The sequence below is a fragment of the Saccharothrix syringae genome, assembly GCF_009498035.1.
GTDB classification, from domain to species: domain Bacteria; phylum Actinomycetota; class Actinomycetes; order Mycobacteriales; family Pseudonocardiaceae; genus Actinosynnema; species Actinosynnema syringae.
This window is the reverse complement of sequence record NZ_CP034550.1, coordinates 8,052,854-8,076,909: the sequence shown is the minus strand read 5'-3', so window position 1 is coordinate 8,076,909 and position 24,056 is coordinate 8,052,854. Positions and strand designations below refer to the sequence as shown.

The following is a 24,056-nucleotide window of genomic DNA, read 5'->3' as shown; positions in this document are numbered from 1 at the left end:
ACCCGCTGACGTCCGACCCCGCTACCGGCGGCGGAACACCTGCTCGTACCGCTCCAGGTTCGCGTTCGGGTGCAGGACCGCGTGCAGGTGCAGGGCGTGCACGTCCCGCTGCACCCGGTGCAGCACGGGGTCGTTGCCGTCCAGCACGTCGACCGCGTCCTTGGCCCTCAGGCACGCCTCGATCAGGTCCTCCCGCACCCACGCCCGCTCCTTGGGCGTCCACGCCTCACCCCGGACCGCCTTCGCGTCGACCACGGCGGCGGCCCGCTCGGCGTGGTGCTGGGCGTCGTCGGCCAGCACGGCGGCCTCGCGGGCGCGCGGGCTGTCGGGTGCCAGGCGCAGCGCTTCGCGGACCAAGCCGACCGCGGGGGCGCTGACCGTGGCGCAGGCGGCCACCGGGTAGGGGGCGCGGAACAGCGGCAGCGGCGCGGCGGGGTCGCCCTCCAGCAGCGGCGTCAGCGGCAGGACGCGGTCGGCCGGCACGAACACGTCCCTGGCCAGCGTGGTCACGCTGCCGGTGGCGCGCAGGCCGGTGGTGTGCCAGTCGTCGACGACCTCCAGGTCGGCCACGGGCAGGGCCAGCACGACCGGTTCGCGGTGGGGTGCGAGCAGGGCGGCGTTGGTGGTCCAGTCGCACTGCGGGGCACCCGTGGTGAACGCCCACCGGCCGTTGACCACGACGCCGCCGGGCACGGGTTCGGCGGTCGCGGTCGGGCTGAGGATGCCGGTGACCCGCACGTCCGGCTTGGCGAAGACCTCCTGGCGGACCTGTTCGGGAAACCGACCCGCGACCCACGTGGAGATGGCCCACACCGCGGCCGTCCAGGCGGCCGAGCCGTCGCCGCGGGCCAGCTCGGCGACCACGCGCACGACCGCGCACAGGTCGGCGCCGTGGCCGCCGTGCGCGGTGGGCACGCGCAGGCGCAGCACGCCGGCGTCGGCCATGGCCTCCAGGACCTCTTCGTGCAGGCGGCGGTGCTGGTCGCCCCACGCGGCGTGGGCGCGCAGCACCGGGACGATCGCGGTGGCCCGCCGGACGAGCTCGTCCACCGCACCCTCCCCCAGCTCGGTGTCGATCCCCAACCTTGGCGTGGGCCACGCCACCCGGCAAGCACGGAATAGCCACTCACCGGGTACGGTTGAGACGGATAGTTGAGAATGCAACTACTTGAGGAGCGGTCATGCAGTTCGGTGTCTTCACCGTGGGCGACGTGACGCCCGACCCCACCACGGGCCGGACGCCGACCGAGGCCGAGCGCATCAAGGCCATGGTCACGATCGCGTTGAAGGCCGAGGAGGTCGGCCTGGACGTGTTCGCGACCGGCGAGCACCACAACCGCCCGTTCGTGCCGTCCTCGCCCACCACCATGCTCGGCTGGATCGCCGCCCGGACCGAGCGGCTGATCCTGTCCACCTCCACCACCCTGATCACCACGAACGACCCGGTGAAGATCGCCGAGGACTTCGCGATGCTCCAGCACCTGGCCGACGGCCGGGTGGACCTGATGATGGGCCGGGGCAACACCGCCCCCGTCTATCCCTGGTTCGGCAAGGACATCCGCGACGGCATCGACCTCGCCATCGAGAACTACGCCCTGCTGCACAAGCTGTGGCGCGAGGACGTCGTGGACTGGCAGGGCAAGCACCGCACGCCGCTCCAGTCGTTCACCTCCACGCCGCGCCCGCTCGACGACGTGCCGCCGTTCGTGTGGCACGGGTCGATCCGCAGCCCGCAGATCGCCGAGCAGGCCGCCTACTACGGCGACGGCTTCTTCGCCAACCACATCTTCTGGCCCAAGGAGCACTTCCAGCGGCTGATCAACTTCTACCGCGAGCGCTACGAGCACCACGGGCACGGCGCCGCGCACCAGGCCATCGTCGGCCTCGGCGGCCAGTTCTTCATGCGCCCCAACTCCCAGGACGCGGTGCGCGAGTTCCGGCCCTACTTCGACAACGCCCCGGTCTACGGGCACGGGCCGTCGCTGGAGGAGTTCACCGAGCAGACGCCGCTGACCGTCGGCAGCCCGCAGCAGGTCATCGACAAGACGCTGTCCTTCCGCGAGCACTTCGGCGACTACCAGCGGCAGCTGTTCCTGATCGACCACGCCGGCCTGCCGCTGAAGACCGTGCTGGAGCAGCTCGACCAGCTCGGCGAAATCCTGCCCACCCTGCGGCGCGAGTTCGCCGCCGGCCGCCCGGCCGACGTGCCGGACGCCCCCACCCACGGCTCGCTGCTCGCGGCGAGGAAGGCGGACGTGCGATGACCTCGCTCGCGGTGGTGCACGCGGGCCTGGGCTCGCCCTCGTCCAGCGAGCTGCTGGCGACCCGGCTGGCCGGCGCGGTGTCGGCCCGCGTGCCCGGGCTGGAGGTGCGCACCGTGCAGCTGCGCGACCTGGCCCGGGACGTGGCCGACAACCTGGTCACCGGGTTCCCCGGCGCGCGGCTGCGCGCGGCGGTGCAGGACGTGGTCGGCGCCGACGCGCTGATCGCGGTGACGCCGACGTTCAACGCGTCCTACAGCGGGCTGTTCAAGTCGTTCGTGGACGTGCTGGACCCGGACTCCCTGGTCGGGAAGCCGGTGCTGATCGGGGCCACCGGCGGCACCGAGCGGCACTCCCTGGTGCTCGACCACGCCGTGCGGCCGCTGTTCGCCTACCTGCGGGCGGTCGTCGTGCCGACCGGGGTGTACGCGGCCTCGTCGGACTGGGGCGCCGAGGGGCTGCCGGCGCGGATCGAGCGCGCCGGCGGCGAGCTGGCCGACCTGCTGGCGGGACGCCCGCCGGCGGCCCGGCCGACCGAGGACTTCGTGCCGTTCGACCAGCTCCTGGCGTCCCGGGCTCGGTCCTAGCGCCGGGTACCGGGGCGGGCGGTCGGGGAATTGACCTGACCGCCCGCCCCGGTCGTGCATAGGGTGCCGATCATGTCCGCCTTGCACCTGGCCGTGAGCAACGCCGCCGTCCTGACCACCACCCTGGCCCGCGCCCGCGGGCACGAGCTGGTCGAGCGCCCCGGTTTCCTCGCCATGCGGGGCCCCACGCTGCTCCGCGTGCTGGTGCGGCGGCCCGACCTCGACGCCGACGACCTCGCCGAGCTGAACCTGCTGGTCAAGCGCGCCGAGGCCCGCGTGCTGGTCGAGGACTCCTACGGCACCGTCGACGGCGCGGCGCTCGACCTCACCGCCCGCCACATGCCCGTCATGGTCCGCGAGCCCGGACCGCTGCCCGAGCCGGCGCTGGAGGTCACGCCCGCGCGCACCGCGGCGGAACTGGCCGTCGTCGAGCGGGTCGTGGTCGACGGCTTCCCGGTGCCCGGCTTCCCCGTCGGCGGTGCCCTGCCCGCCGCGCTGCTCGACACCGGGTGGTGCCACGCGCACCTGGCGTGGCGGGACGGCCGGCCCGCGGGCGCGTGCCTGACCATCGTCGCCGACGGCGTGGGCGGGGTGTACTGGGTGACCACCCTGCCCGAGCACCGCTCGCGCGGCGTTGGACGTGCGCTGATGCACGCCGTGCTCAACCAGTTCCCGGTGCCGATGACGCTGACCGCCGCCCGGCCCGGCCGGCCGCTGTACGACTCGCTCGGCTTCTCCGTCGTCACCGAGGCCACCTGGTGGTCCAACGGCGGCTGACCCGGTCCCCGGCGGCGCCCCCGGTACTACCGTGGGCACATGACCGCAGAGGTGGGGGAGCGGTCCCGGCTGGCCGCGGTGGACAACCTGAAGGTGCTGCTGGTCGCGTGGGTGATCGGCGGCCACGCCCTGCTGGGCTACTCGGCGGTGGGCGGGTGGCCGTACGACGAGGTCAACGAGGTCACCTTCCGGCCCCTTTCCGAGGCCGTGCTGGCCGCGGTCGTCGGCCCCTCAGGGCTGTTCCTGATGGGCACCTTCTACCTGCTGTCGGGGCTGTTCACCCCGTCGTCGCTGGCGCGCAAGGGCGCCGCCCGGTTCGCCCGGGAACGCCTGGTGCGGTTAGGCGTGCCGTTCGCGGCCTCGGCGCTGCTGGTGTGGCCGCTGGCGCTGTGGGTGGCCTACCGCGCGGCCGGGCACCGCGTGTCGCCCTGGTGGGTGTTCACCCACCGCGACCCGCCGCTGGACTCCGGCTCGCTGTGGTTCGTGGCGGTCCTGCTGCTGTTCTCGCTGGTCTACGCGGTGGTCGGCCGGCCGCGCCCGGAGCCGCTGGCGATCACCGGCGGGCACCTCGCGGCGGTCACCGCGGGGGTCGTGGTGAGCACGTTCGCGGTGCGGCTGTGGGTGCCCGCGCGCAGCGGGCAGGTGGGCGACCTGCACGTGTGGTGGTGGCCGCAGCTCGTGGCGATGTTCGGGCTGGGCATCGCGGGCGCGCGGGCCGGGCTGGCCGAGCGGGTGCCGGAACGGGTGTGGCGCGGCAGCCGCGTGGTGGCGCTGCTGACCGCGCTGGGCGTGCCGGTGCTCGCGGTGGCCCTGGGCGTGTCGGACCCCGCCGGGCAGGCCGGGCCGTTCCTGGGCGGGTGGCGGTGGCAGGCGCTGCTGTTCGCCGCGGTGGAGGCGGTGCTGGTGGTCGGCGGGTCGGTGTGGCTGCTGGGCTGGGCGCAGCGGCGGCTCACGCGGGACGGGCCGCTGGCGACGGGGCTGGCGCGCGGTGCGTTCGCGGCGTTCGTCGTCCAGGGACCGGTGCTGGTGCTGCTCGCGGTCGCGGCCAGGCCGCTGCCGCTCCCGGCGGAGGTGAAGGCGTTCCTGGTCGCCGCGGCGGCGATCGCGGTGTCGTTCGCGGCGGGCTGGTTGCTCACCTCGCGGACGCGTGCGGCGAAGTTCTTCTGACCTACCGGTGAAATGTCCGGAGGATATTTCACGCTTTTTCGTGAATCGGCTCGGAAAGTCGCGGAGCGCTCACCTGGTGGGCGGGTCGCCCGGTTTCCACACCGTGGGACACCAGGGCATACCCGGAACGGGGAGGCGGCAGCCGGTGTGGGAGACTGCGGGCCATGGCTCCTCTTCGCTTCGCCCTGCCCAACAAGGGTTCGTTGAGTGCTCCCGCGGCCCAAATGCTGGCCGAAGCGGGCTACCGGGTGAACAGGTCCGGCCGTGAGCTGATCGTGGCGGACCCGGCAAATGATGTGCAGTTCTTTTTCCTGCGGCCCCGCGACATCGCGGTGTACGTGGGCGAGGGTTCGTTGGACGTCGGCATCACCGGCCGCGACTTGCTGCTGGATTCGACGGTGTCGGCGAAGGAGATCCTGCCGCTGGGGTTCGGGCGGGCGAAGTTCTACTTCGCGTCCCGGCCCGGCACCATCTCCGACGCGACCGGGCTGGCGGGCAAGCGGATCGCCACCAGCTACCCGAACCTGGTCGAGCAGCACCTGAACGACCTGGACATCAAGGCGCACCTGGTGCGGCTGGACGGCGCGGTGGAGACGGCCGTCGAGCTGGGCGTGGCCGACGCGATCGCCGACGTGGTGGAGACCGGCATCACGCTGAAGACCTCGGGCCTGGAGACGTTCGGCAAGCCGATCCTGAAGTCCGAGGCCGTGCTGATCCAGGGCGACACCGTCGCCGACACGCCGAACGCGGTGCGCGCGGTGGAGATCCTGCACCGGCGGCTCCAGGGCGTGCTGATCGCCCGCCGCTACGTGATCCTCGACTTCGACTGCCCGGTCGAGGCGCAGGAGGAGGCGTTCAAGCTGGTCCCCGGCATCGAGTCGCCCACCGTCTCGCCGCTGGCCCGCGAGGGCTGGGTCGCGGTGCGCTCCCTCGTGCCGCGCGACGACGCCCCGTTCATCATGGACGAGCTGTGGCGCGTGGGCGCCCGCGCCATCCTGGTCAGCTCCCTGGACACCTGCCGCATCTAACCCCGCGAGTCGAACCTCCAGACCCCGCGAGTCGAACGCTCAGCACCCCCGAGTTCTACGTTCAGCACCCCCGAACTCCACGTTCACGCACGCTGCCGTGTGCCTGAACGTGGAGTTCGCCGTTTCCGAACGTTGAACTCGGGGGTGCTGGAGGTTCGACTCGCGCGGGGTCAGGGGTGGGGTGGGTGGGTCAGGGCGCGCAGGTGGGTGAAGGCGGTGTGGACGGCGGCGGGGAGGGCTGACGGGTCGTCGCCTGCCGCTCGGTGGCCGGCCCGGTAGCACGCCAGGGCGATCTGGGAGGCCAGTTCGGCCACCGGGGGTGGGGTGCCCCGGGTCAGGAGGTCGGTGCGCAGGGCCTCCACCACCCGGTCGGACTTGCGGGCCGCCCGGTCGCGCAGCTCGGGGTTGTCCCGCAGCAGCGCCTCGTGCTGCCGGTAGTGGGCGGGGTCGGCGGTCATCTCCTCGCAGATGGCCACCACGACGGGGTGCAGCTGGGCGACCGCGTCGGCCAGGTCGGTCGGCGGGGGCAGGTCGCGGTGCCGGTCCAGCAGGCCCGAGATCAGTTCCTCCTCGTGCGAGAACACGACCTCCTGCTTGTCGCCGAAGTAGCGGAAGAACGTGGTGCGCCCGACCTCGGCGCGCTCGGCGATGTCGGCCACGGTCACCTCGGCGAACCCGCGCTCGGCGAACAGCTCGAACGCCGCCGCCACGATCTGCTCGCGGGCGCGCTGCTGCTTGCGGTGGCGCAGGGACGTCGGTTCGGGCACGGGGGCAGCATAGCGTTCCGGCACGCCGTTCAGTACGGTACTGAGTACCAGTTGATACTCGATGCCTGGAGGAACCGTGTCCACCATCCTGATGACCGGCGCGAGCCGGGGCCTGGGCCGCCACGCCGCCGAACACCTGCTCCGCCACCACCCCGACCGCCACCTGCTCGTGCTCAACCGCGCCCCCGGCCTGGCCGCCGAGCTGGCCGCGCGCACCGGCAACCGCAACGTCTCGGAGATCACCTGCGACCTGGCGTCGTTCGCCGACATCCGCCGCGCCGCCGCCGAGGTCGACCGGCCGCTGACCGGGTTCGTGGGCAACGCGGGGCTCCAGGTGCAGTCCACCCGCGCGCGCACCGCCGACGGCGTGGAGATGACCTTCGGCGTCAACGTGCTGGCCTACCACCTGCTGCTCAACCTGCTGCTGCCCCGCTTCACCGCGCCCGCGCGGATCCTGGTGGTCGGCAGCGACGTGCACGACCCCCGGACCAACTCCCTGGGCCTGGTCCCGCCGCCGCGCTGGACCGACCCGCGCGAGCTGGCCCGGCCGCGCGAGGGCACGGCCCGGGACGGTCGGCGCGCGTACGCCACCAGCAAGCTCGGCGTGCTCTACCTCGTGCACGCCCTCGCGCGCCGCCTGCCCGCCGGGGTGGACGCCTACACCTACAACCCCGGCCTGGTGCCCGGCACGTCCCTGGCTCGCGACGCGGGACCGGTGGGGCGGGCGGTGTTCCAGGCCGTCGGCCGGGTCCTGAGCGCCACCCCGGCCGCCACCCGCCCGGCCGAGGCCGGGCGGCTGCTGGCGGAGGCGGCGGCCGGCCCGCGGCCCGGCGACAGCGGGTCGTACGTCAGCAAGGGGCGAGTGGTGCCGTCCTCGGCCGAGTCGTACGACGAGCGGCGCGAGGAGGAGCTGTGGGCCGTGGCCGACGAGCTGTGCGGGCTCGCGGAGGCGCGGCGCCGGGCGGGGTGAGGGGGGAGGGGGCCGGCGGGGTGGTGAGGCGGGGGCGCGAACTGCTCCTTTGCCGCGCGCACTTTGCCCCCTATGCTTCTGGGAGCGCTCCCAGAAGCATAGGGGGCAAGGCTGGCGCCCCTGCCAACGGCGGTGAAGGGACCGGACGACGTGAGGTTGTCGCTGCTCGTCTCGCTGATGGCGGCCGCCCTGGTGGCACCCGCGACGGCGCCCGGAACAGCACCCGCGGCCGTCGCGGAGCCGGTGACCTGGTTGGAGGCCGAGGACGGCGCGCTGTCCGGCACGGTCGTCGAGGAGGCGGTCGAGGGCTTCTCCGGCACCGGCTACGTCGCCGGGTTCGACGAGCCCACCGACGCCCTGACCGTCACCATCCCGGACAGCCCCGGCGGCCTGCACGACCTGACCATCCGCTACGCCACCCCGTACGGCGCCAAGACCGCCTCGCTGTCGCTCAACGGCGCGGGCCTGGGCGACGTCCGGTTCCCCGAGCACCCGACCTTCACCGCGATCGGCGCGGGCAAGGTGCTGCTGCGGCCGGGGGACAACACCGTCACCGTCACCAACAACTGGGGCTGGTACCTGATCGACGCGATCGGGGTCACCCCGAGCGCGCCCCGCGGCCCGCACCAGGTGACCGGCGCGCTCACCGACCCCGCCGCCACCCGCGAGGCCAAGGGCCTCATGCGCTACCTCGCGCGGAACCACGGCGTGAAGACCCTCTCCGGCCAGCAGGACCAGGCGAGCATCGACTGGGTCGAGCAGAACGCGGGGAAGGCGCCCGCGGTCGGCGGCTACGACCTGATGGACTACTCGCCCAGCCGCGTGGAGCGGGGCACCGTCGGCCGCGACGTCGACCACGCCCTGGCGTGGGACGCGCGCGGCGGCGTCGTCACGCTCGCCTGGCACTGGAACGCGCCCAGCGGCCTGGTCGACCAGCCCGGCAAGGAGTGGTGGCGCGGCTTCTACACCGACGCGACCACGTTCGACCTCGCCGCCGCGCTGGCCGATCCGACCTCGACCGACTACAAGCTCTTGATCCGCGACGTGGACGCCATCGCCGTGCAGCTCAAGCGGCTGGCCGACGCGAAGGTGCCGGTGCTGTGGCGACCGCTGCACGAGGCCGAGGGCGGCTGGTTCTGGTGGGGCGCCAAGGGCCCCGGGCCCGCCAAGCAGCTCTACCGGCTGCTGCACGACCGCCTGGTCGGCCACCACGGCCTGCACAACCTGATCTGGGTGTGGAACTCCGTGGCGCCCGAGTGGTACCCGGGCGACGACGTGGTCGACGTGGTCAGCACGGACTCGTACCCGCCGGTGGGCGACCACGGCCCGGTGATCGGCCCCTACGAGCGGCTGGTCGCGCTGGGCGGTGACCGCAAGCTCGTCGCGCTGGGCGAGGTCGGCTCCATCCCCGACCCCGACCTGGTGCGCGCCTACCAGGCCCGGTGGGGCTGGTTCGTCACCTGGTCCGGCTCGTTCGTCCAGGACGGCGTGACCAACCCGCTCGACTTCGTCCGGCGCGTCTACCACCACGACGACGTCGTCACCCTCGACGAGCTGCCCGACTTCAAGAGCACCGCCGGCACGTGCACCGCGACCACGCGCGTGGTGGCCAGGTGGGGCACCGGCTTCCACGCCGAGGTCACCGTCCGCCACCCGGAGAACTCGCCGACGAGCAGCTGGCGGGTGAGCTGGCAGCTCGGCGCCGGCCAGCGGATCGGCAGCCACTGGGCCACCCGGATCACCACCAGCGGCTCGACCGCCACCGCGGTCAACACCTCCTGGAACGCGGCCATCCAGCCCGGTGGCAGCACCACCTTCGGCTTCCTCGCCGAGGGAACCCCCACCGAGGACTCCCCGACAGCGCCTGCGCCGACTTGCGCTATCGGGTGATCACGTCCGGTGGTCCGGCGGGTCCGAACAGGGGACCGGACGCGGTGTCCGCACCCGACTCCCGCCACCACCGGGCTTGACCGGGTGTCGCGACGCCGGTCGCGGTCAGGCCGATGCCGGCGTCGCGCACCACCTCCAGCACGCCCGCCAGGGCGCGGGCCACCGCGGTGCCCGGCTCCGCCGCCGCCGACTGCGGCACCCGGACCGCGACCGGCCGCACCGGCGAGCCCTCCACCACGCGCAGCAGGTCCTCCGGCGCGCCGGTGAAGCCCTCCAGCTCCACGCCCACCCCGCCCTCGGCCAGCACCTCCACGTTCTCCGCCGCCTCGCCGCGCCCGGCGAACAGCACGTCCCCGGGCACGCCCAGGCGCAGCGACGCCGGCGCCAGGCCGGTGTCGGCCAGCAGCTCGCGCACCACGCCGACCAGGTCCGGGTCGGCCGCCTGGCTCGGCGCCAGCGCCCAGTGCACCGGCACGTCCCGGCCCAGCTCGTCCCGCCACGCCGCGGCCCGCGCGCACGCCGCCCGCAGCGCCCACGCGCCCAGCCGCACGACCAGGCCGGTGTCCTCGGCCAGCGCCAGGCACTGCTCGTGCGGCAGCGCGCCCAGCCTGGGGTGGTCCCACCGCAGCAGCGCCTCGGCCGAGGCGACGCCCTCGTCGGCCAGCCGCACCACCGGCCGGTAGAGCACCCGCAGCTCGTCGTGCTCCCACGCGCCGGGCATGGTCGCGGCCAGGCTGAACCTGCGCCGGTCGCGGCCGTCCTGCGCCGGGTCGGCCAGCTCCCACTGCCCGCGGCCGCCCGCGCGGGCCCGCCGCAGCGTCAGGTCCGCCGAGTCGAGCAGGTCCAGCGGCGAGGAGTCGGGCGGCGGCCGGTGCACCACGCCGATGGTCGCCGACACCGCGACCCGGTGGCCGTGCGAGGTGAACGGCGCGGACAGCAGGTCGTTGATCCGCCGCACCGTGGTCACCACGTCCGGCGTGCCCGGCCCGTTCTCCACCAGGATCGCGAACTCGTCGTGGCCGAACCGGGCGACCATCGCGCTCTCGCCGACCACCAGCGCCTCCAGCCGACCGGCCACGACCCTGAGCACGTGGTCGCCGACCTCGCGGCCCAGCCCGCCGGTGACCCGGGAGAAGCCGTCCAGGTCCAGGTGGAACAGGCTGATGCCGGTGCGCGGGTCGGCGGTGCGCAGCGCCTGCTCCAGGCGGCTGGTGAAGTACTGCCGGTTCGGCAGCCTGGTCAGCACGTCGTGCAGGGCCTGGTGGTTGAGCTGGCCCTGGAGCAGGTTGACGTCGGTGGCGTCCTCGACCAGCACGACGACCTGCGGGCGGCCGTCCACCCGGTGCAGCGGCGAGAGCGTGAGCATCACCCACGCCAGCTCGCCGTCACCGCGCAGCAGCCGGCACGGCTGGGTCAGCACGTCGGTGCCGCCCTCGCCGAGCCCGGCGAAGTCGGCGCGCACCCCGACCCGCTCGTCGGGGTGCACCAGGTCGAACAGGGACGTGCCGGCCAGCTCGGCGACCGGCCGGTCCAGCACGCGGGCCAGCGCGGCGTTCGAGCGCACCAGCACGCCGTCGGGACCGGCGGTGGCGATGCCGGTGGACGAGTGCGCCTCCAGCAGCTCCACCCGCGCCCGGCTCAGCCGCAGCTCGACCTGCGCCTCGCGCATCGCCTTGTAGAGCGAGCGGCCCAACCGCTCCTGCTGCTCCATGGTGGACAGCCGGATGCGTTCGGCGAACGACGCCGACAGCGCCGCGACCACGTCCACCACGCGGTTGCGCAGCCGGTCCGGCGGCGCGAGCGAGGGCATGTCGAGCAGGCCGCGGCTGACCACCTCCACCGACACCTGCAACCCCTCGGGCGTGGTGCAGTTCAGGTCCACCAGCGCCGCGCCGACCTCCCGGCCCGCGGCCTGGGCCAGCGGCTCGGCCACCACCCCGGCGCACAGCCGGTCGACCAGCTCGCCCAGGCGTCCCTCCAGCTCGGTGCTCGACATCGGGATGAACGTCTTCGAGCTGAGCAGGTACGCCCACTTCTTGGCCAGCCTGGTGCGGGCCCGCAGGGCGTCCTGGGGCAGCGGCGCGGTCATCTCAACTGCCTCCGGTGGTGGGCGTGCGTCCCACGCCCACCCAGACCTGGGTGTTGTCCTCGGCCCTGTTCGCGATGTCGCCCGCGCCGGCGGGCCGCCACAGCGCGCAGCCGACCACGCCCGGCTCGACCAGCTCGTAGCCGTCGAACAGGGCGTGCACCTCGGCGCGGCTGCGGTAGACCAGGTTGTCCCGCGACCTGCTGCGCCGGACCTGGTCGGCGGCCTGGCGCATGATCTCGGGCCGGCCGTCGGCCGTGCCGTGCGAGACGACCATGAAGCTGCCGGGCGCCAGCCGGTCGCGGTAGCGCGCCAGCAGCTCGCCGGGCCGCTCCTCGGGCGTCAGGAAGTGCACGACGAGCAGCAGCAGCAAGGCGACCGGCTCGTCGAGGTCCAGCATCCCGGTCACCTCGGGCCTGCCCAGCAGGTCGTCGGGGTCGCGCAGGTCGGCCTGCACGGCGGTGGAGTTCGGGTCGTCGGCCAGCAGCAGGCGGCCGTGCGCGACGGCGACCGGGTCCTTGTCGACGTAGACCACCCGGCACCTCGGGTCCGCGGCCTGGGCGACCTCGTGCACGTTGCCCACGGTCGGGATGCCCGAGCCGATGTCGAGGAACTGCCGGACGCCGCACCCGACCAGGTGGGTCACCGCGCGCCGCAGGAACGCCCGGTTCAGCCGCACCAGGTCGCGGGTGCCCGGCAGCGCCGCGACGACCTTCTCCGCCATGGCCCGGTCGACGGCGAGGTTGTGCGCGCCGCCGAGCAGGTAGTCGTAGGACCGGGCGACGCTGGGCACGGTGGTGTCGATGCCCTCGGGCACCCAGTCGAGGTCGCTCATGGGGCACTCCGGGACTTCCGCACTTCGGGTGGGATCGATCCATGACATCCAACCGCCTGTGGGCTCCTGGCACCAGGGGACCCAACAACTTAACTCTAATGCGCGATCCCCAGGGGGTCCGAACGGCGCATAGAGTGCACGCCGTCAATCCCGGCTGGAGCAAGGAGCGGCGATGACCGCCAACCCGAATACCAGCGGTTCCGGAAAATGCGAGGTGTCCACGGTTCCCGGTCGATTACCCGTGCTGGGGCATACCGCGGCACTCTTGCGAAAGCGTCTCGCATTCACCGCCGGTCTGCGGGGCCACGGCCCGGTCGTGCGGGTCTACCTGGGCGGACTTCCCCTGCACGTGGTGACCACGGCCGAACTCGCGCACCGGGTGCTGGTGGACGAGGCATTCGACAAGGGGATCTTCGTCGACAAACTCCGCCGCGCCTTCGGTGACGGCCTGGTGAGCCTGAACGGGGACCGCTACCGGCGGCAGCGCCGGATGATCCAGCCCGCCTTCCACCGGCACGCCCTCGCCCGCTATTCGGAAACCATGACCGCCGCCGCGGCGGAACTCGCGAATTCCTGGCGGGATGGACAGGTGCTGCAAGTCGACCGGCTGATGCAGGACCTGGCGATCTCCGTGGTCGGCCGGTCGTTGTTCTCGACCGATTTCGACGCGGGCGTGAGCGCGGAGGTGCGGGCCAACACCCCCGTGCTGATCCGCCTCGGCGTGGTGCGCGCCCTGTCCCCGGCGGTGCTGGAGAAGCTGCCCGTCCCGGCCAACCGCAGGTTCGACGAGGCGGTCGCCCGCGTGCACCGGGTGGTCGACCGCGTGGTCGACTCGCCCCGCGCCGGCCGCGAGGACCTGCTGTCGGTGCTGCTGGGCGCCCGCGACGAGGACACCGGCGAGCCGATGGGCAGGCAGCAGGTGCGCGACCACGTGGTCACCCTGCTCACCGCGGGCACCGAGACCACCGGCATCGCGCTGTCCTGGCTGTTCCACGAGCTGGCCCGCAACCCCGGCGTCGCCGGCCGGCTGCACGCCGAGGTGGACCGGGTGCTGGGCGGCCGACCCGCGACCGCGGCGGACCTGCGCGCGCTGCCCTACACCCGGCGCGTGGTCGACGAGGTGCTGCGCGCGTACCCGCTGTGGCTGACGCTGCGGCGCACCAACACCGCCGTCCGGCTGGGCGGCGTGGAACTGCCCGCGGGCACCGAGGTCGGCTTCAGCCCGCACGCCCTGCACCACGACCCGCGCTACCACGAGCGGCCGGAGCTGTTCGACCCCGACCGCTGGCTGCCCGACCGCGCCGCCGCCGTGCCCGCGGGGGCCTACGTGCCGTTCGCCGGCGGCCTGCACCACTGCCCCGGCCACGCCTTCGCGCACACCGAGATGGCCATCGTGGCCGCCACCGTCGCCGCCCGCTGGCGGCTCGTGCCGGTACCGGGCAAACCCGTCCGGCCCAGGGTCGTCGGGCTGCTCTACCCCAACCGCCTGCCCATGACCGCCCGATCCCGTTGAACTTGGAGCCCCCTCTTGCGCCACTCACTCGCCGTCGGCCTGGTGACCCTGCTGGTGGCGACGTCGCTGACGTCCGCCTCGGCCGCGACCCTCGCCTGCCGTGACGTCGACGCGCCGGTGACCGTCCTCGGCGGCCGCCACGTCGTCCACGGCACCCTGTGCACGCCCCCGTCCGGCGCGACGACGGTCCAGCTGCTCGTCCCGGGCGCCACCTACAACAGCTCCTACTGGGACTTCCCCGACGGCAGGCACTCCTTCCGGGCGGTGCAGAACCAGGCGGGGTTCGCCACGTTCACCGCCGACCGGCTCGGCACCGGCGGCAGCTCCAGGCCGTTGGCGGTGGCCCTGACCGCGTTCGTCCAGGCCGACGCGATGCACCAGGTCGTGCGGGGGCTGCGGAGCGGGGCGTACGGGCCGCGCTTCGCGAAGGTGATCATCGGCGGCCACTCGCTGGGCGCGGCCATCGGGGTCGTGGAGGCGGGGACCTACCAGGACGTCGACGGGGTGCTGGTGACCGGCATGACGCACCGGATCAACCCGACCGGCGTGATCGCGGCGTTCACCAACTTCCGGCCCGCGTCGCTGGACCCCAAGTTCGGCCTGCTGTACCCGGCGGGGTACCTGACCACGGCGCCGGGGACCCGGTACGAGAGCTTCCACGCGCCCGGGGCGTACGCGCCCGACGTGATGGCGGTGGAGGAGTCGCTGAAGGACGTGTTCTCGCCCACCGAGGCGGCCGACGGGCTCGGGGTGGGGGTGCTGCTGCCCTACAGCTCGTTGATCAACGTGCCGGTGATGACGGCGGTGGGGGAGCGGGACGCGGCCGTGTGCGGTGCGCTGGCGACGGACTGCTCCTCGGCGGGCGCGTTGTGGGCGGCCGAGGTGCCTTACTTCGCCGGGCCGCTGCGGACGTTCGTGCTGCCGGGGTACGGGCACTCGATCAACCTCGCGCCCGGTGCCGGGGACTACTACTCGGCGGTGGCGGCCTGGGCGCTTGAGGAGGTCGGCCGCTGAGCGGTGGTGCGGGGTCCGCCGCGCCGCGGACTCCGCACCACTGGTTGTCTTGTCGGGTTGGGGTTGGGGTTGGGGGGCGAGGGCGGGGGCGGGGGCGGGGGCGAGGGCGAGGTTCGACGCAGACGCGAGGGCCGGCTCTTGCCCGGCAGGCCCTTTACCCGCTCCAGCCATTCCCGCCCCGCCCTCTTACGCCCCGCCTCGCCGCCCGCCCAGCCCCGCCCAGCCCCGCCGGGCCTGGCCGCTCCGCCGCGCCTCGCTCCGCCGCCCGCACTGCCGCCGCCCGCCGCGCCTCGCTGCCGCCTGCCGCGCCCCACCTCGCAGCCGCCCGCCTCTCGCCACGCCACGCCACGCCTTGCCACGCCACGCCTCGCAACGCCCTGCCTCACCCCGCCGCCGCCCACGCTGCCGCCGCCTCTCACCCCGCCGCCGCCCGCCCCACCCCGCCGCGCCGCCGCGTCCCGCTCCGCCGCACCGCACCGCGCCCTGCCCCGGCTCGCCCCGCCCGCGTTATCCATCGCTTGCCGCCATTCACCCCATCCATCTCCATGCATCTCCATCCATCCCCATTCATCCCCCATTAGTGCTTTCCGCCCCACCGTGAGTTACTCTGCGTGAACTTCGGGTCCCCGCAACGGGTGCCCTGCGGCGGTCGGGGCCGGGTGGGAGGAGCAGCGGGTTGCGCGGACGGCTCGTCACCGCGTTGCTGGGCGGAGGCGTATCACTACTGCTGGTCACAGTCCTCATGGCGGTCCTCCTGTCGGCCCCCGTGTCCGGCGACGGGATGAACCCGAACCTGCGGTCCGGTGATCGGGTGCTCGCCCTGGGCGGCACTCCGGACCGGTTCGAGGTCGTCACTCTCCGCACACCCGCCAACACCACCGTGGTGCGCCGGGTCATCGGCGTCCCCGGCGACGAGGTCCGCATCACCAACTCCGAAGTCCGGGTGCGCCCACCCGCCGGCGAGTGGCTGTCGGTGGCCGTCGGTTCCGGGGACCCCGGCGTCTGCTGCGCCCCCGACGGCCGGGGCGGCACGGACGCGGTCGTGGTGGTGCCGCCCGGCACCTTCTTCGTGCTCGGCGACAACCCGACCATGTCCACCGACTCCCGCGAGTACGGCTTCGTGGCCGAGGCGGACGTCGCCGGGGTGGTGTGGCGGCGCATCTGGCCGCTGACGGACTTCGGGGACGTCGGCGCGCCGCCGCTCACGAACTGATCACGGGGGCGGCGAACAAGTACCCGTGCAGGTGGTTTGAGGCAAACCCGAACGTGTGTCGGGAAAGCCCTCCTGGTGGCAAGACCGCCCACCCGGAGGGGAACGATGAACACCCGCACCACCCTGGCCGCCGTCGCGGCCGCGCTGCTCCTGCCCGCGCCGTCCGCGCTGTCCGCGCCGGCCGACGACCCGTCGTCGCTGATGGCGTGCGGCACCTACCCGGAGGACCGCACCACCTCCCGCCAGGAGGCGCTGGACCGGGCGCAGACCTGGCTGGACGACCAGGTCACCTACAGCCAGCAGTCCTGCCACGAGAACTCGTACGGCAGGTACCGCACCGACTGCTCCGGCTACGTCTCGATGGCGTGGGGCCTGGACCACTCGCGCGCCACCACCGACCTGGCGGAGGTGTCCCGCGAGATCCCGCGCGAGGAGCTGATGCCGGGCGACGCGCTCAACAGCCCCGGCCACGTCGCGCTGTTCGTCCGCTGGGAGGACGGGGCTCGGACCAGACCGGTCGTGCGCGAGCACACCGGCCCGGACGGCGCCCCGGTGGTCGAGCGCTCCTGGTCGCCCGAGACCGCCGCCGGCTACACGCCGATCCGCTACCTCAAGATCGCCGGCTGATCTCCGCGAGCACCTCCTCCAGCGCGCTCCCGGGCGACTCCACGGCCGAGTCGACGACCAGGTGCGGCTCGTCCCAGCTCTCCCAGAGCGCCTTCATGCGCAGCACGTGCTCCCACGGCACCGTCGCGTGCCAGCCGGGGATGCCGCGCGACCGGCCCTCGACCCGGTCGCGCTGCACCGCCTCGTCCGAGCACACGCACTCCACGCCGACGAACACCCCGCCCAGCCGCTCGGCGACCTCGCGCCACCGCCGCCTCGTCTCCCGGCGGTGACCGGTCGCGTCCACCACCACGTCCAGCCCGAGCTGCACCTGGCGGGCCAGCGACGCGGTCAAGTTCGTCTCGGTCAGCGGCGCCGTGTTCTCCAGCCGCAGCGCACCGAACGGGACCAGCGCGCCCAACTGCCAGTCCACCGAGAACACCGGCGCCCGCAACCGCCACGCCAACCCCTCGGCCAGGGTGCTCTTGCCGGTGCCGGGCACGCCGGCCAGCAGCACCGCCACCGGCGGCCGCGCGGCGTCGGGGCGCGGGACCGGTCGCAGCGACGCGTACTGCTCCTGCGCGCGTTCGGCCAGCAGCAGGTGGACTTCCTCGCGCGCCCGGGCCAGGTCCGCGCCGGTCGCGCGCGCCCACCCCAGCGCCAGGTGCTCCGGCCGCACCGCCACGTCGCCGAACCGGTCGGCCTCCAGGGACGCCGCGGCCACCAGGTCGGCGCGCGCCACCGCCCCGCCGAGGTCCAGCCGGGCCGCCAGCGCCGCGACGATCCCGTCCCCGGCGAGGGCGTCGAACGGCACGACGTCACCGGTCCCGACGAGCGACGCGGCGGAGGGGTGCAGCGGCAGGGCGTCCACCGGGAGAGGGTATCGGGCCGATCGGGCGGCAGCGCCTGCCGCATCGACCTGCTCGGCCCGGTGGCGGGCGGGACGGCGGAACCCGTGCGACGTGCGGTTGGCGCCGTGCCCGGCGGTGCTCGCGGCGGAAGCCGGCACACCCACAGCGGGAGCCGTCACACCTGCGGCGGAAATCCTTGCGCCCGCAGCGGAAGCCGGCGCGGGCGTGGTGGGGCCGGGCACGGTGCCCGGCGGGTCGGGCAGCGCGGCGGGCACTGCCGGGGGAGTCCACAGTGGACAACACCGCCGGCGCGGGTGGGGCACCCTCGACCGCACGGGGGGAGGTGCGGCCGAGGGTGAGCAGCCCCCGGCCGCACGAGGGGGGAGGTTGCGGCCGGGGGCGGGTACGGGGGTCGGCGCGGCGGTCGCCTCTCGGCGAGTGGCACGACGCGGCTCCAGCCGAACGGTATTCCGCGAAGGCGCTAGGTGAGGCCCGGGGACACGGACCGCACCGACCACTCCTTATAACGGCGGTACCCCCTCCGGTGTTTCACCCGCCGGGGGTGTCCTCCGTCTCAGTGTCGCCGGGCCCCCTCTCGGCGCGGTCTCAGTGCACGCCGCTCATCAGCCTCCGGATGAACGGGCTCACCAGGGCCAGCAGCACGCCGAACGCGACGGCCGCGCCGCCCACGACCGCGAAGTAGGGCGCCTCGTCGTCCACGCTGTAGTACTCGGCCAGGGAACCGGCGGTCGCCGTGCCCAGGGCGATGGACAGGAAGTTCAACGCCACCATCTGGGTGTGGAACGCCCTGGGCGCCAGCTTGGTCGACAGCGACAGGCCGACCGGTGAGAGCAGCAGCTCCGCGACGCTGAACACCAGCAGGATCAGCACCAGCGCGAGCAGCGGCGTGCTGTTGCCCGTGCCGCCGGAGACCGGCAGGAACAGCAGGAAGGCCACGCCCATGAAGACGGTGCCCAGGGCGAACTTGGCCGGTGTGGACGGCTGGCGCGACCCGAGCTTGGTCCACAGCGCCGCGAACGCGCCGGCGAGCAGGATGATGAAGACCGGGTTGATGGAGTTGGCCCACGACACGGGCATCTCCCAGCCGAACAGGCTGCGGTCCAGGCGCTGGTCCACGTAGATCGCCACGACGGTGAACTGCTGCTGGAACAGGGCGAAGAACACGAAGCTGGCGAGGAACATCGGGATGAAGCCCAGCACGCGCCTGCGCTCGACGCCGGTGACCTCGCGGCTGGACAGGATGACCGCGAAGTAGGCCACCGCCGCCACCAGGATGACCACGACGGTGACGTCGGACAGGTTGTCCGGCCGCACCACGCCGGTCAGCACCAGCGCCACCACGGCGGCGACGGCCACCAGCGCCGCGACCGCCACCAGCGGCCGCCTGCCGGGCGGCAGCGGGTTGGGCACCGCGTTGACCTCCGCCGGGAAGCGCCTGCGGCCGAACCAGTACTGGGTCAGGCCCGCGGCCATGCCGATCGCGGCCAGGCCGAAGCCGTAGTGGAAGCCCAGCTCCGTCTGCGCCAGGCCGGTGAGCAGCGGGCCGATGAACGCGCCGAGGTTGACGCCCAGGTAGAACAGCGAGAAACCGGCGTCCCGGCGCTCGTCGTCGGCCGCGTACATCGAGCCGACCAGGGCGGTGGCGTTGGCCTTGAGCCCGCCGCTGCCCAGCGCGACCGCGCACAGGCCGACGCCGACGCCGAGGAAGCCGGGCAGCAGGGCCAGCGCGACGTGGCCGAACATGATGAGGACCGCGCTGCCGAACAGCACGCGCTCCGAGCCCAGGAGGCGGTCGGCCACCCAGGCGCCGACGATCGTGGACAGGTACACCAGGCCGCCGTACGCGCCGACGATGCTCGTCGCCGTGGCCTCGGGCAGGCCGAGGCCGCCCTGGGTCGCCGAGTAGTACAGGTAGATGGTCAGGATGCCCTGCATCCCGTAGAACGAGAACCGCTCCCACATCTCCACGCCGAAGAGGGTGGCCAGGCCCTGTGGGTGGCCGAAGAACCCCTTGTCGCCCTTGACTCGGTCCGCGGTCGTGCTCATAGGCCGTCCTCCCCGCCGGGGGTACCCGGGCGGCAGGGGGCAACGCTCGCCCGCCGGTGTTACCCGTTGACACTCCTCGTGACCGAACGCGGTCGAACCCCCTCGACCCCTGGAGTTTTCTCACCGGAACGGGTAACACGTGGTTGCTCGATGACAACGGGTTCCGGCGGCGGGATTTCGAGGAGGACGGCATGGAGCGACGCGCGTTGCTGCGCCACCTGGGCACGGCGGGTGCCCTCGGGGCGGCGTCGACGGTGTTCGGCGGCCCACCGGCCGCGGGCAGCCCCGCGCCGACGCCGTTCGACCTGCACTTCGCCATCACGCACAAGTTCCGCCCGTTCGACCTGGTCGCGCCCCGGTTCGCGCAGTACGACAGCGCGGTCCACCGGGCGGCGGACACCCTCGTCGGCACCGGCGTGCGGCCCCGGGCGCCGTTCGCGTCGGTGCTGGTGGAGGTCGCGGGCGTGGACGGCGCGGGCGTCGTGGTCGCCGGGCTGGCGGGCGGCGCCACGTCGGTGCTCGGCACCGTCGACCCGGCCGCCGGGCTGGCCGCCATCGAGGTCACCGCGGGCGGGGCCACCACCGTGGTCGCGTCGGCCCCCGTGCAGGTGCGGGGCGCGTTCCGGGTCGCCGTGGTGGTCAACGAGAACGCCGTCACCGTGCTGGTCGACCCCACCGGCACCGGCACCGGCTGGCAGCCGGTGGTGACCGCGCGCGACGCCGTGCGGGCCCTGGTGGACCTGCGGGTCCCCGCAGTGCTGGGCGCGCTGGAGTACGCCTACGGCGGGCGCGGCGGGGGGTCGGTGCGGCTGGGCCGGGTGCGGGCCGGGTACTTCGGGCAGGCGGGCGTGCGCGACCCGCACGTGGTGCAGCACGCCGACGGGCGGCCGTTCATCCGCGACGGCAAGCTCTACCTGACCCTGACCAACGCCGGCCTGGGCTTCTTCCAGCAGGCGCACTGGGCGGTGTGGACCCTCGACCTGGCCGACCCCACCCGGCTGGAGCAGGTCGCCGTGCTGTTCTTCGAGCGCGACGGCGTGGTGCTGGGCGACCACGCCGGGCAGATCGTCTACGACGACCGCACCGGCCGGTTCATCCTGCTGATGAGCTCGTGGGGCGACTTCGCCTTCCGGGGCGTGCACGTCCGCCACGTCGCCACCACCGCCAACGTCCTGAGCGGGGTGCACGTCCTGCGCACCGAGCGGGTGCCGCTGCCCACCGCGGTCAGCTCGTGGGACCCGGCGCTGACCCGGATCGACGGCCGGTGGCACCTCGCGTTCGTGGAGAGCGAGGCGCAGCAGCCCGCGTTCGTGTTCCACCCGGCGCTGGCCGTCGGGCCGCGCGGCGCGGACTACGCCGAGTCGCTGCGCCTGATCGGGGCGGACCGCTCGGTCGACCAGACGGAGGGCACGATCATCCAGCGCGTGGGCCGCGACTGGTACGTCTTCGCCAGCGACGGCGACGCCCGCCACTACCCCGTCTACGACCTGTCCATGCGCAAGCTGGGCACCCTGGACGCGCCCTACGGCACCAACATCCCGCACCCGGTGCTGCTGCCCGTGGGCCGCGAGTGGTGGCTGCTCACCTTCGACGGCACGCAGTACGCCGAACCCGTCCTGGGCTACGGCGGCCACGGCGACTTCATCGTGATGCGGGCGCGCTGAGGAGCACGGGCGGTCACCCGCCCAGCTCCGCCAACTGCCGCCGGACGCGCTCCGCGTCCTCCTCGCGGTGCTGCGCCAGGTACAGCTCCAGCGCCTCGCGCCACACCGCCCGCGCCCGCTCGCGCTGCCCCAGCACGACGTGCGGCCGGCCGAGGCGGTCCAGGCAGTCGGCGAGGTAGTGGGTGTCGCCGTTGGCGCGGAACAGGGCGGTGGCCCGCCCGTAGTGCTCCAGCGCCTCGGCGTGCCGCCCGCTGTGGTGGGCGATGTAGCCGAGGCTGTCCGACGAGGCGGCCTGCATCCCCTCGTCGCCGTCCTCGCGGGCCAGCTCCAGCGCCGCCCCGCAGTGGGCGCGGGCCCGCTCGAACTCGCCCAGCCTGGCCTCGAACCAGCCCACCGAGTTGAGCGCGTCGACCTCGAAGTCCCGGTTGCCCAGCTCCCGGAACAGCCCGAGCGCCAGCTCCGCGTGCTCCAGCGCCCGCCGGTCGTCCCCGCGCGTCTCCCACGCCCGCGCCAGGGCGTGGTGGGCGTGCGAGAGCGCGGCGCGGTCACCGGTCCGCTCGGCCAGGGCCACCGCCTCCCGGAGGTGCCCGACGGCCTCGTCGTGCGCCCCGGTGTTGGCGCAGAACACGCCCAGGGACCGGTGGGCCCCGATGCGGGCACCCGGGTCGTCCAGGTGCTCGGCGGCGGTGAGCGCGGCCCGCCACGTCGCCACCCCGTCCTGGAGGTGGGCCCGCCGGATGTGGAAGGTCTGCAGGGCCCAGGCCACCTGCCAGACCCGCCGGTGCCACCCGCGCTCGGCGGCCAGGCGCTGGGCGGCGAGCAGGGACGGGTGCTCGGCGGTCAGCCACGCCAGTGCCGCGCCCTGGTCGGCCAGGGGCTCGGGGCGGGTGCCCGGGACGAGGTCGTCGAGGTGGATCGGCGTGCGGTAGGGGGCCAGCAGCCGGTCGGCGGTGACCGCGGTGCGCACCAGGAAGTCGACCGCGCGGCGCAGCGCCGCGTCCCGCTCGGCCCCGGTCAGCCCGTGCCGGGCGGTGTCGGCGGCGTACCGGCGCACCAGGTCGTGCATCCGGTACCGGCCGCGGGCGTCCCGGGTGAGCAGGGAGGCGTCCTCCAGGCCGCGCAGCAGCGCCCCGGTCCGCTCGGCGGGCAGGCCGAGGAGGTTGGCGGCGGTGGGCAGGCCGACGTCGGGGCCGGGTGCGATGCCGAGCAGGGCGAACGCGCGGGCGTGCGCGGCGTCCAGGGCGCGGCGGGACCAGGACAGGACGGTCGGCAGGCCGGCGGTCGGGTCGTCGTCGAGCGCGTCGAGGCCCAGCTCGCGCAGCTCGGCCGCCAGCGCCGCCAGCGGCAGGTGGGGCTCGGTGCGGCCGCGGGCGGCGACGATGCCCAGCGCCAGCGGGAACCCGCCGCACAGCCGGACCAGCTCGGCCACCGCGCCCGGTTCGGCGCGCACCCGCGCGTCGCCCAGGCGGGCGGTGAGCAGGGTGGCGGCCTCGTCCTCGGACAGCACGTCCAGCGGCAGGTGCCGGGCGCCGTGCCCGGTGACCAGGTCGGACAGCCGGTTGCGGCTGGTCGTCACCACCGTGCAGGAGTCGTCGGCGGGCAGCAGCGGCGCGACCTGGGCGGCGTCGGCGGCGTTGTCGAGCACCACGAGCACCCGGCGACCGGCCAGCAGGCGGCGGAACAGGTCGACCCGGTCCCGCAGGCCCACGGGGACGCGGCCGGGCTCGACGCCCAGGGTGTCGAGGAAGCCGCGCACGGCCACGGCGGGGTCCATCGGTTCGCTGTCGGGGCTGAAGCCGCGCAGGTCGACGAAGAGCTGGCCGTCGGGGAAGCGGTGCAGGTTGCGGTGCGCCCAGTGCAGGGCGAGCCAGGTCTTGCCGATGCCCCCGGCGCCGGCGATGGCCGAGATGACCACCGCGCCACCCCGGTCCACGGCGGCGGTGAGCGCGGCCAGCTCGGCGTCGCGGCCGGTGAAGTGGACCGGTGCGGCGGGCAGTTGCCGGGGCACCCGCCGGGCGGGCCGGGCGGGTGCCCCGGCCAGCGCCGGGTCGGCCGCCAGCAGGCGCTGGTGCAGCTCCCGCAGCGGGGCGCCCGGGTCGATGCCCAGCCGGTCGGCCAGCCGGGCGCTGTGCCGCCGGTAGTGGGCCAGGGCGTCGGCGGTGCGCCCGGCGCGGTGCAGGGCCAGCAGGTACTGCCCGGCGACCCGCTCGTCCAGGGGGTGCTCGGCGGCCCGCGCGGCCAGCTCCGCGACCAGCTCCGCGCCCTGGCCCGCGGCGAGCCTGGCGTCGACCAGGTCGTGCTCGGCGGCCAGCCGCTCCTGGCGCAGCCGGTCGCGCTCGGCCTCGACCCACGGCCCGGTCAGCCCGGCCAGCGGTTCGCCCCGCCACAGCGCCAGCGCCCCGGTCAGCGCGTCGACGTCGCCGGTGCGGGCGGCCAGGGCGCGGAACCGGTGCACGTCCACCGCGTCCGGCCGGTCCACCAGCAGCGCGTAGCCGCCGGAGCGCCGGACCACGTCCGCGGCGCCGGCCAGGGCCCGGCGCAGCCGCGAGACGTGGCTGTGCAGCGCCGTCGACCCGCGCCGCGGCCCCGCCGCGCCCCAGACCCGCTCGACCAGCCGTTCCACCGGGACCACCCGGCCCGCGTCCACCGCCAGCGCCGCCAGCACGCACCGCTGCCGCGCCGGACCGAGGTCCACCGGGCGGCCGCCGACGTGCGCGGTCACCTCGCCCAGGAGCCGGATCTCCACCGCCATGCCGATCC

19 protein-coding genes are annotated in these 24,056 nt (G+C 74.4%); 12 read left to right on the top strand and 7 right to left on the bottom strand.

Features of this window, described 5'->3' with window-relative positions:
- Positions 1–21: 21 nt before the first annotated feature.
- Entirely contained in the window at positions 22–1,050 is a 1,029-nt protein-coding gene (locus EKG83_RS33525) for an acyl-CoA dehydrogenase family protein (RefSeq protein ID WP_228122314.1), read from the bottom strand.
- A gap of 131 nt (positions 1,051–1,181) precedes the next feature.
- On the opposite strand from EKG83_RS33525, the gene EKG83_RS33520 reads away from it, so the two are divergent.
- The 5 genes from EKG83_RS33520 to hisG all read left to right on the top strand — a co-directional run bounded on the left by EKG83_RS33520 (position 1,182) and on the right by hisG (position 5,820).
- Positions 1,182–2,264, top strand: coding sequence for an LLM class flavin-dependent oxidoreductase (locus EKG83_RS33520; RefSeq protein ID WP_033432912.1), 1,083 nt, complete (start codon positions 1,182–1,184; stop codon positions 2,262–2,264).
- Positions 2,261–2,848 (top strand): FMN reductase, encoded by a 588-nt coding sequence (locus EKG83_RS33515; RefSeq protein ID WP_033432911.1) that lies wholly within the window; start codon positions 2,261–2,263, stop codon positions 2,846–2,848. Before EKG83_RS33520 ends, EKG83_RS33515 begins: the two co-directional genes overlap by 4 nt.
- 72 nt (positions 2,849–2,920) lie before the next feature.
- Entirely contained in the window at positions 2,921–3,625 is a 705-nt protein-coding gene (locus EKG83_RS33510) for a GNAT family N-acetyltransferase (protein ID WP_033433010.1), read from the top strand.
- Positions 3,626–3,664: 39 nt separating this feature from the next.
- Positions 3,665–4,792 carry an acyltransferase family protein gene (locus EKG83_RS33505; RefSeq protein WP_084716750.1) on the top strand — a complete coding sequence of 376 codons (1,128 nt, stop codon included), beginning with the start codon at positions 3,665–3,667 and terminating at the stop codon, positions 4,790–4,792.
- A gap of 164 nt (positions 4,793–4,956) precedes the next feature.
- The gene (gene hisG, locus EKG83_RS33500) at positions 4,957–5,820 is read left to right on the top strand and encodes an ATP phosphoribosyltransferase (protein ID WP_033432909.1); all 864 of its coding nucleotides are present in this window, start codon (positions 4,957–4,959) and stop codon (positions 5,818–5,820) included.
- Between the two features lie 170 nt (positions 5,821–5,990).
- Here hisG and EKG83_RS33495 read toward each other — a convergent pair whose 3' ends face one another.
- Positions 5,991–6,587: a TetR/AcrR family transcriptional regulator gene (locus EKG83_RS33495; RefSeq protein ID WP_033432908.1), complete on the bottom strand. Its 597-nt coding sequence runs from the start codon at positions 6,585–6,587 to the stop codon at positions 5,991–5,993.
- A gap of 76 nt (positions 6,588–6,663) precedes the next feature.
- Here EKG83_RS33495 and EKG83_RS49260 point away from each other — a divergent pair, with 76 nt between their 5' ends.
- Positions 6,664–7,557, top strand: coding sequence for an SDR family NAD(P)-dependent oxidoreductase (locus EKG83_RS49260; RefSeq protein ID WP_051766344.1), 894 nt, complete (start codon positions 6,664–6,666; stop codon positions 7,555–7,557).
- Between the two features lie 150 nt (positions 7,558–7,707).
- Positions 7,708–9,447, top strand: coding sequence for a glycosyl hydrolase (locus tag EKG83_RS33485; RefSeq protein ID WP_153278625.1), 1,740 nt, complete (start codon positions 7,708–7,710; stop codon positions 9,445–9,447).
- On the opposite strand, the gene EKG83_RS33480 is transcribed toward EKG83_RS33485, so the two are convergent.
- Together EKG83_RS33480 and EKG83_RS33475 are read right to left on the bottom strand one after the other, a co-directional pair.
- Positions 9,437–11,536 (bottom strand): putative bifunctional diguanylate cyclase/phosphodiesterase, encoded by a 2,100-nt coding sequence (locus EKG83_RS33480; RefSeq protein ID WP_033432906.1) that lies wholly within the window; start codon positions 11,534–11,536, stop codon positions 9,437–9,439. The genes EKG83_RS33485 and EKG83_RS33480 overlap by 11 nt on opposite strands.
- 1 nt (position 11,537) lies before the next feature.
- Positions 11,538–12,368 carry an SAM-dependent methyltransferase gene (locus EKG83_RS33475; protein ID WP_033432905.1) on the bottom strand — a complete coding sequence of 277 codons (831 nt, stop codon included), beginning with the start codon at positions 12,366–12,368 and terminating at the stop codon, positions 11,538–11,540.
- A 172-nt stretch (positions 12,369–12,540) separates the two neighbouring features.
- On the opposite strand from EKG83_RS33475, the gene EKG83_RS33470 reads away from it, so the two are divergent.
- The 4 genes from EKG83_RS33470 to EKG83_RS33455 all read left to right on the top strand — a co-directional run bounded on the left by EKG83_RS33470 (position 12,541) and on the right by EKG83_RS33455 (position 16,735).
- Positions 12,541–13,881, top strand: coding sequence for a cytochrome P450 (locus EKG83_RS33470; RefSeq protein WP_051766343.1), 1,341 nt, complete (start codon positions 12,541–12,543; stop codon positions 13,879–13,881).
- Positions 13,882–13,896: 15 nt separating this feature from the next.
- Complete coding sequence (locus EKG83_RS33465; RefSeq protein WP_051766342.1) at positions 13,897–14,895, top strand: alpha/beta hydrolase; 999 nt, start codon at positions 13,897–13,899, stop codon at positions 14,893–14,895.
- Between the two features lie 676 nt (positions 14,896–15,571).
- Positions 15,572–16,108, top strand: coding sequence for a signal peptidase I (lepB, locus tag EKG83_RS33460; RefSeq protein WP_063741390.1), 537 nt, complete (start codon positions 15,572–15,574; stop codon positions 16,106–16,108).
- A gap of 105 nt (positions 16,109–16,213) precedes the next feature.
- Complete coding sequence (locus EKG83_RS33455) at positions 16,214–16,735, top strand: NlpC/P60 family protein (RefSeq protein ID WP_051766340.1); 522 nt, start codon at positions 16,214–16,216, stop codon at positions 16,733–16,735.
- Here EKG83_RS33455 and EKG83_RS47205 read toward each other — a convergent pair.
- Both EKG83_RS47205 and EKG83_RS33445 read right to left on the bottom strand, forming a co-directional pair.
- Positions 16,719–17,585, bottom strand: a complete 867-nt coding sequence (locus EKG83_RS47205; protein WP_051766339.1) for an AAA family ATPase — start codon at positions 17,583–17,585, stop codon at positions 16,719–16,721. The genes EKG83_RS33455 and EKG83_RS47205 overlap by 17 nt on opposite strands.
- Before the next feature lie 586 nt (positions 17,586–18,171).
- Complete coding sequence (locus EKG83_RS33445; protein WP_033432903.1) at positions 18,172–19,632, bottom strand: peptide MFS transporter; 1,461 nt, start codon at positions 19,630–19,632, stop codon at positions 18,172–18,174.
- A 191-nt stretch (positions 19,633–19,823) separates the two neighbouring features.
- Here EKG83_RS33445 and EKG83_RS33440 point away from each other — a divergent pair, with 191 nt between their 5' ends.
- Positions 19,824–21,296, top strand: coding sequence for a hypothetical protein (locus tag EKG83_RS33440; RefSeq protein ID WP_033433004.1), 1,473 nt, complete (start codon positions 19,824–19,826; stop codon positions 21,294–21,296).
- Between the two features lie 13 nt (positions 21,297–21,309).
- Here the strand turns inward: EKG83_RS33440 and EKG83_RS33435 are convergent, their stop codons facing one another.
- Positions 21,310–24,048, bottom strand: a complete 2,739-nt coding sequence (locus EKG83_RS33435; protein WP_153278623.1) for an AfsR/SARP family transcriptional regulator — start codon at positions 24,046–24,048, stop codon at positions 21,310–21,312.
- Between the last annotated feature and the right edge of the window lie 8 nt (positions 24,049–24,056).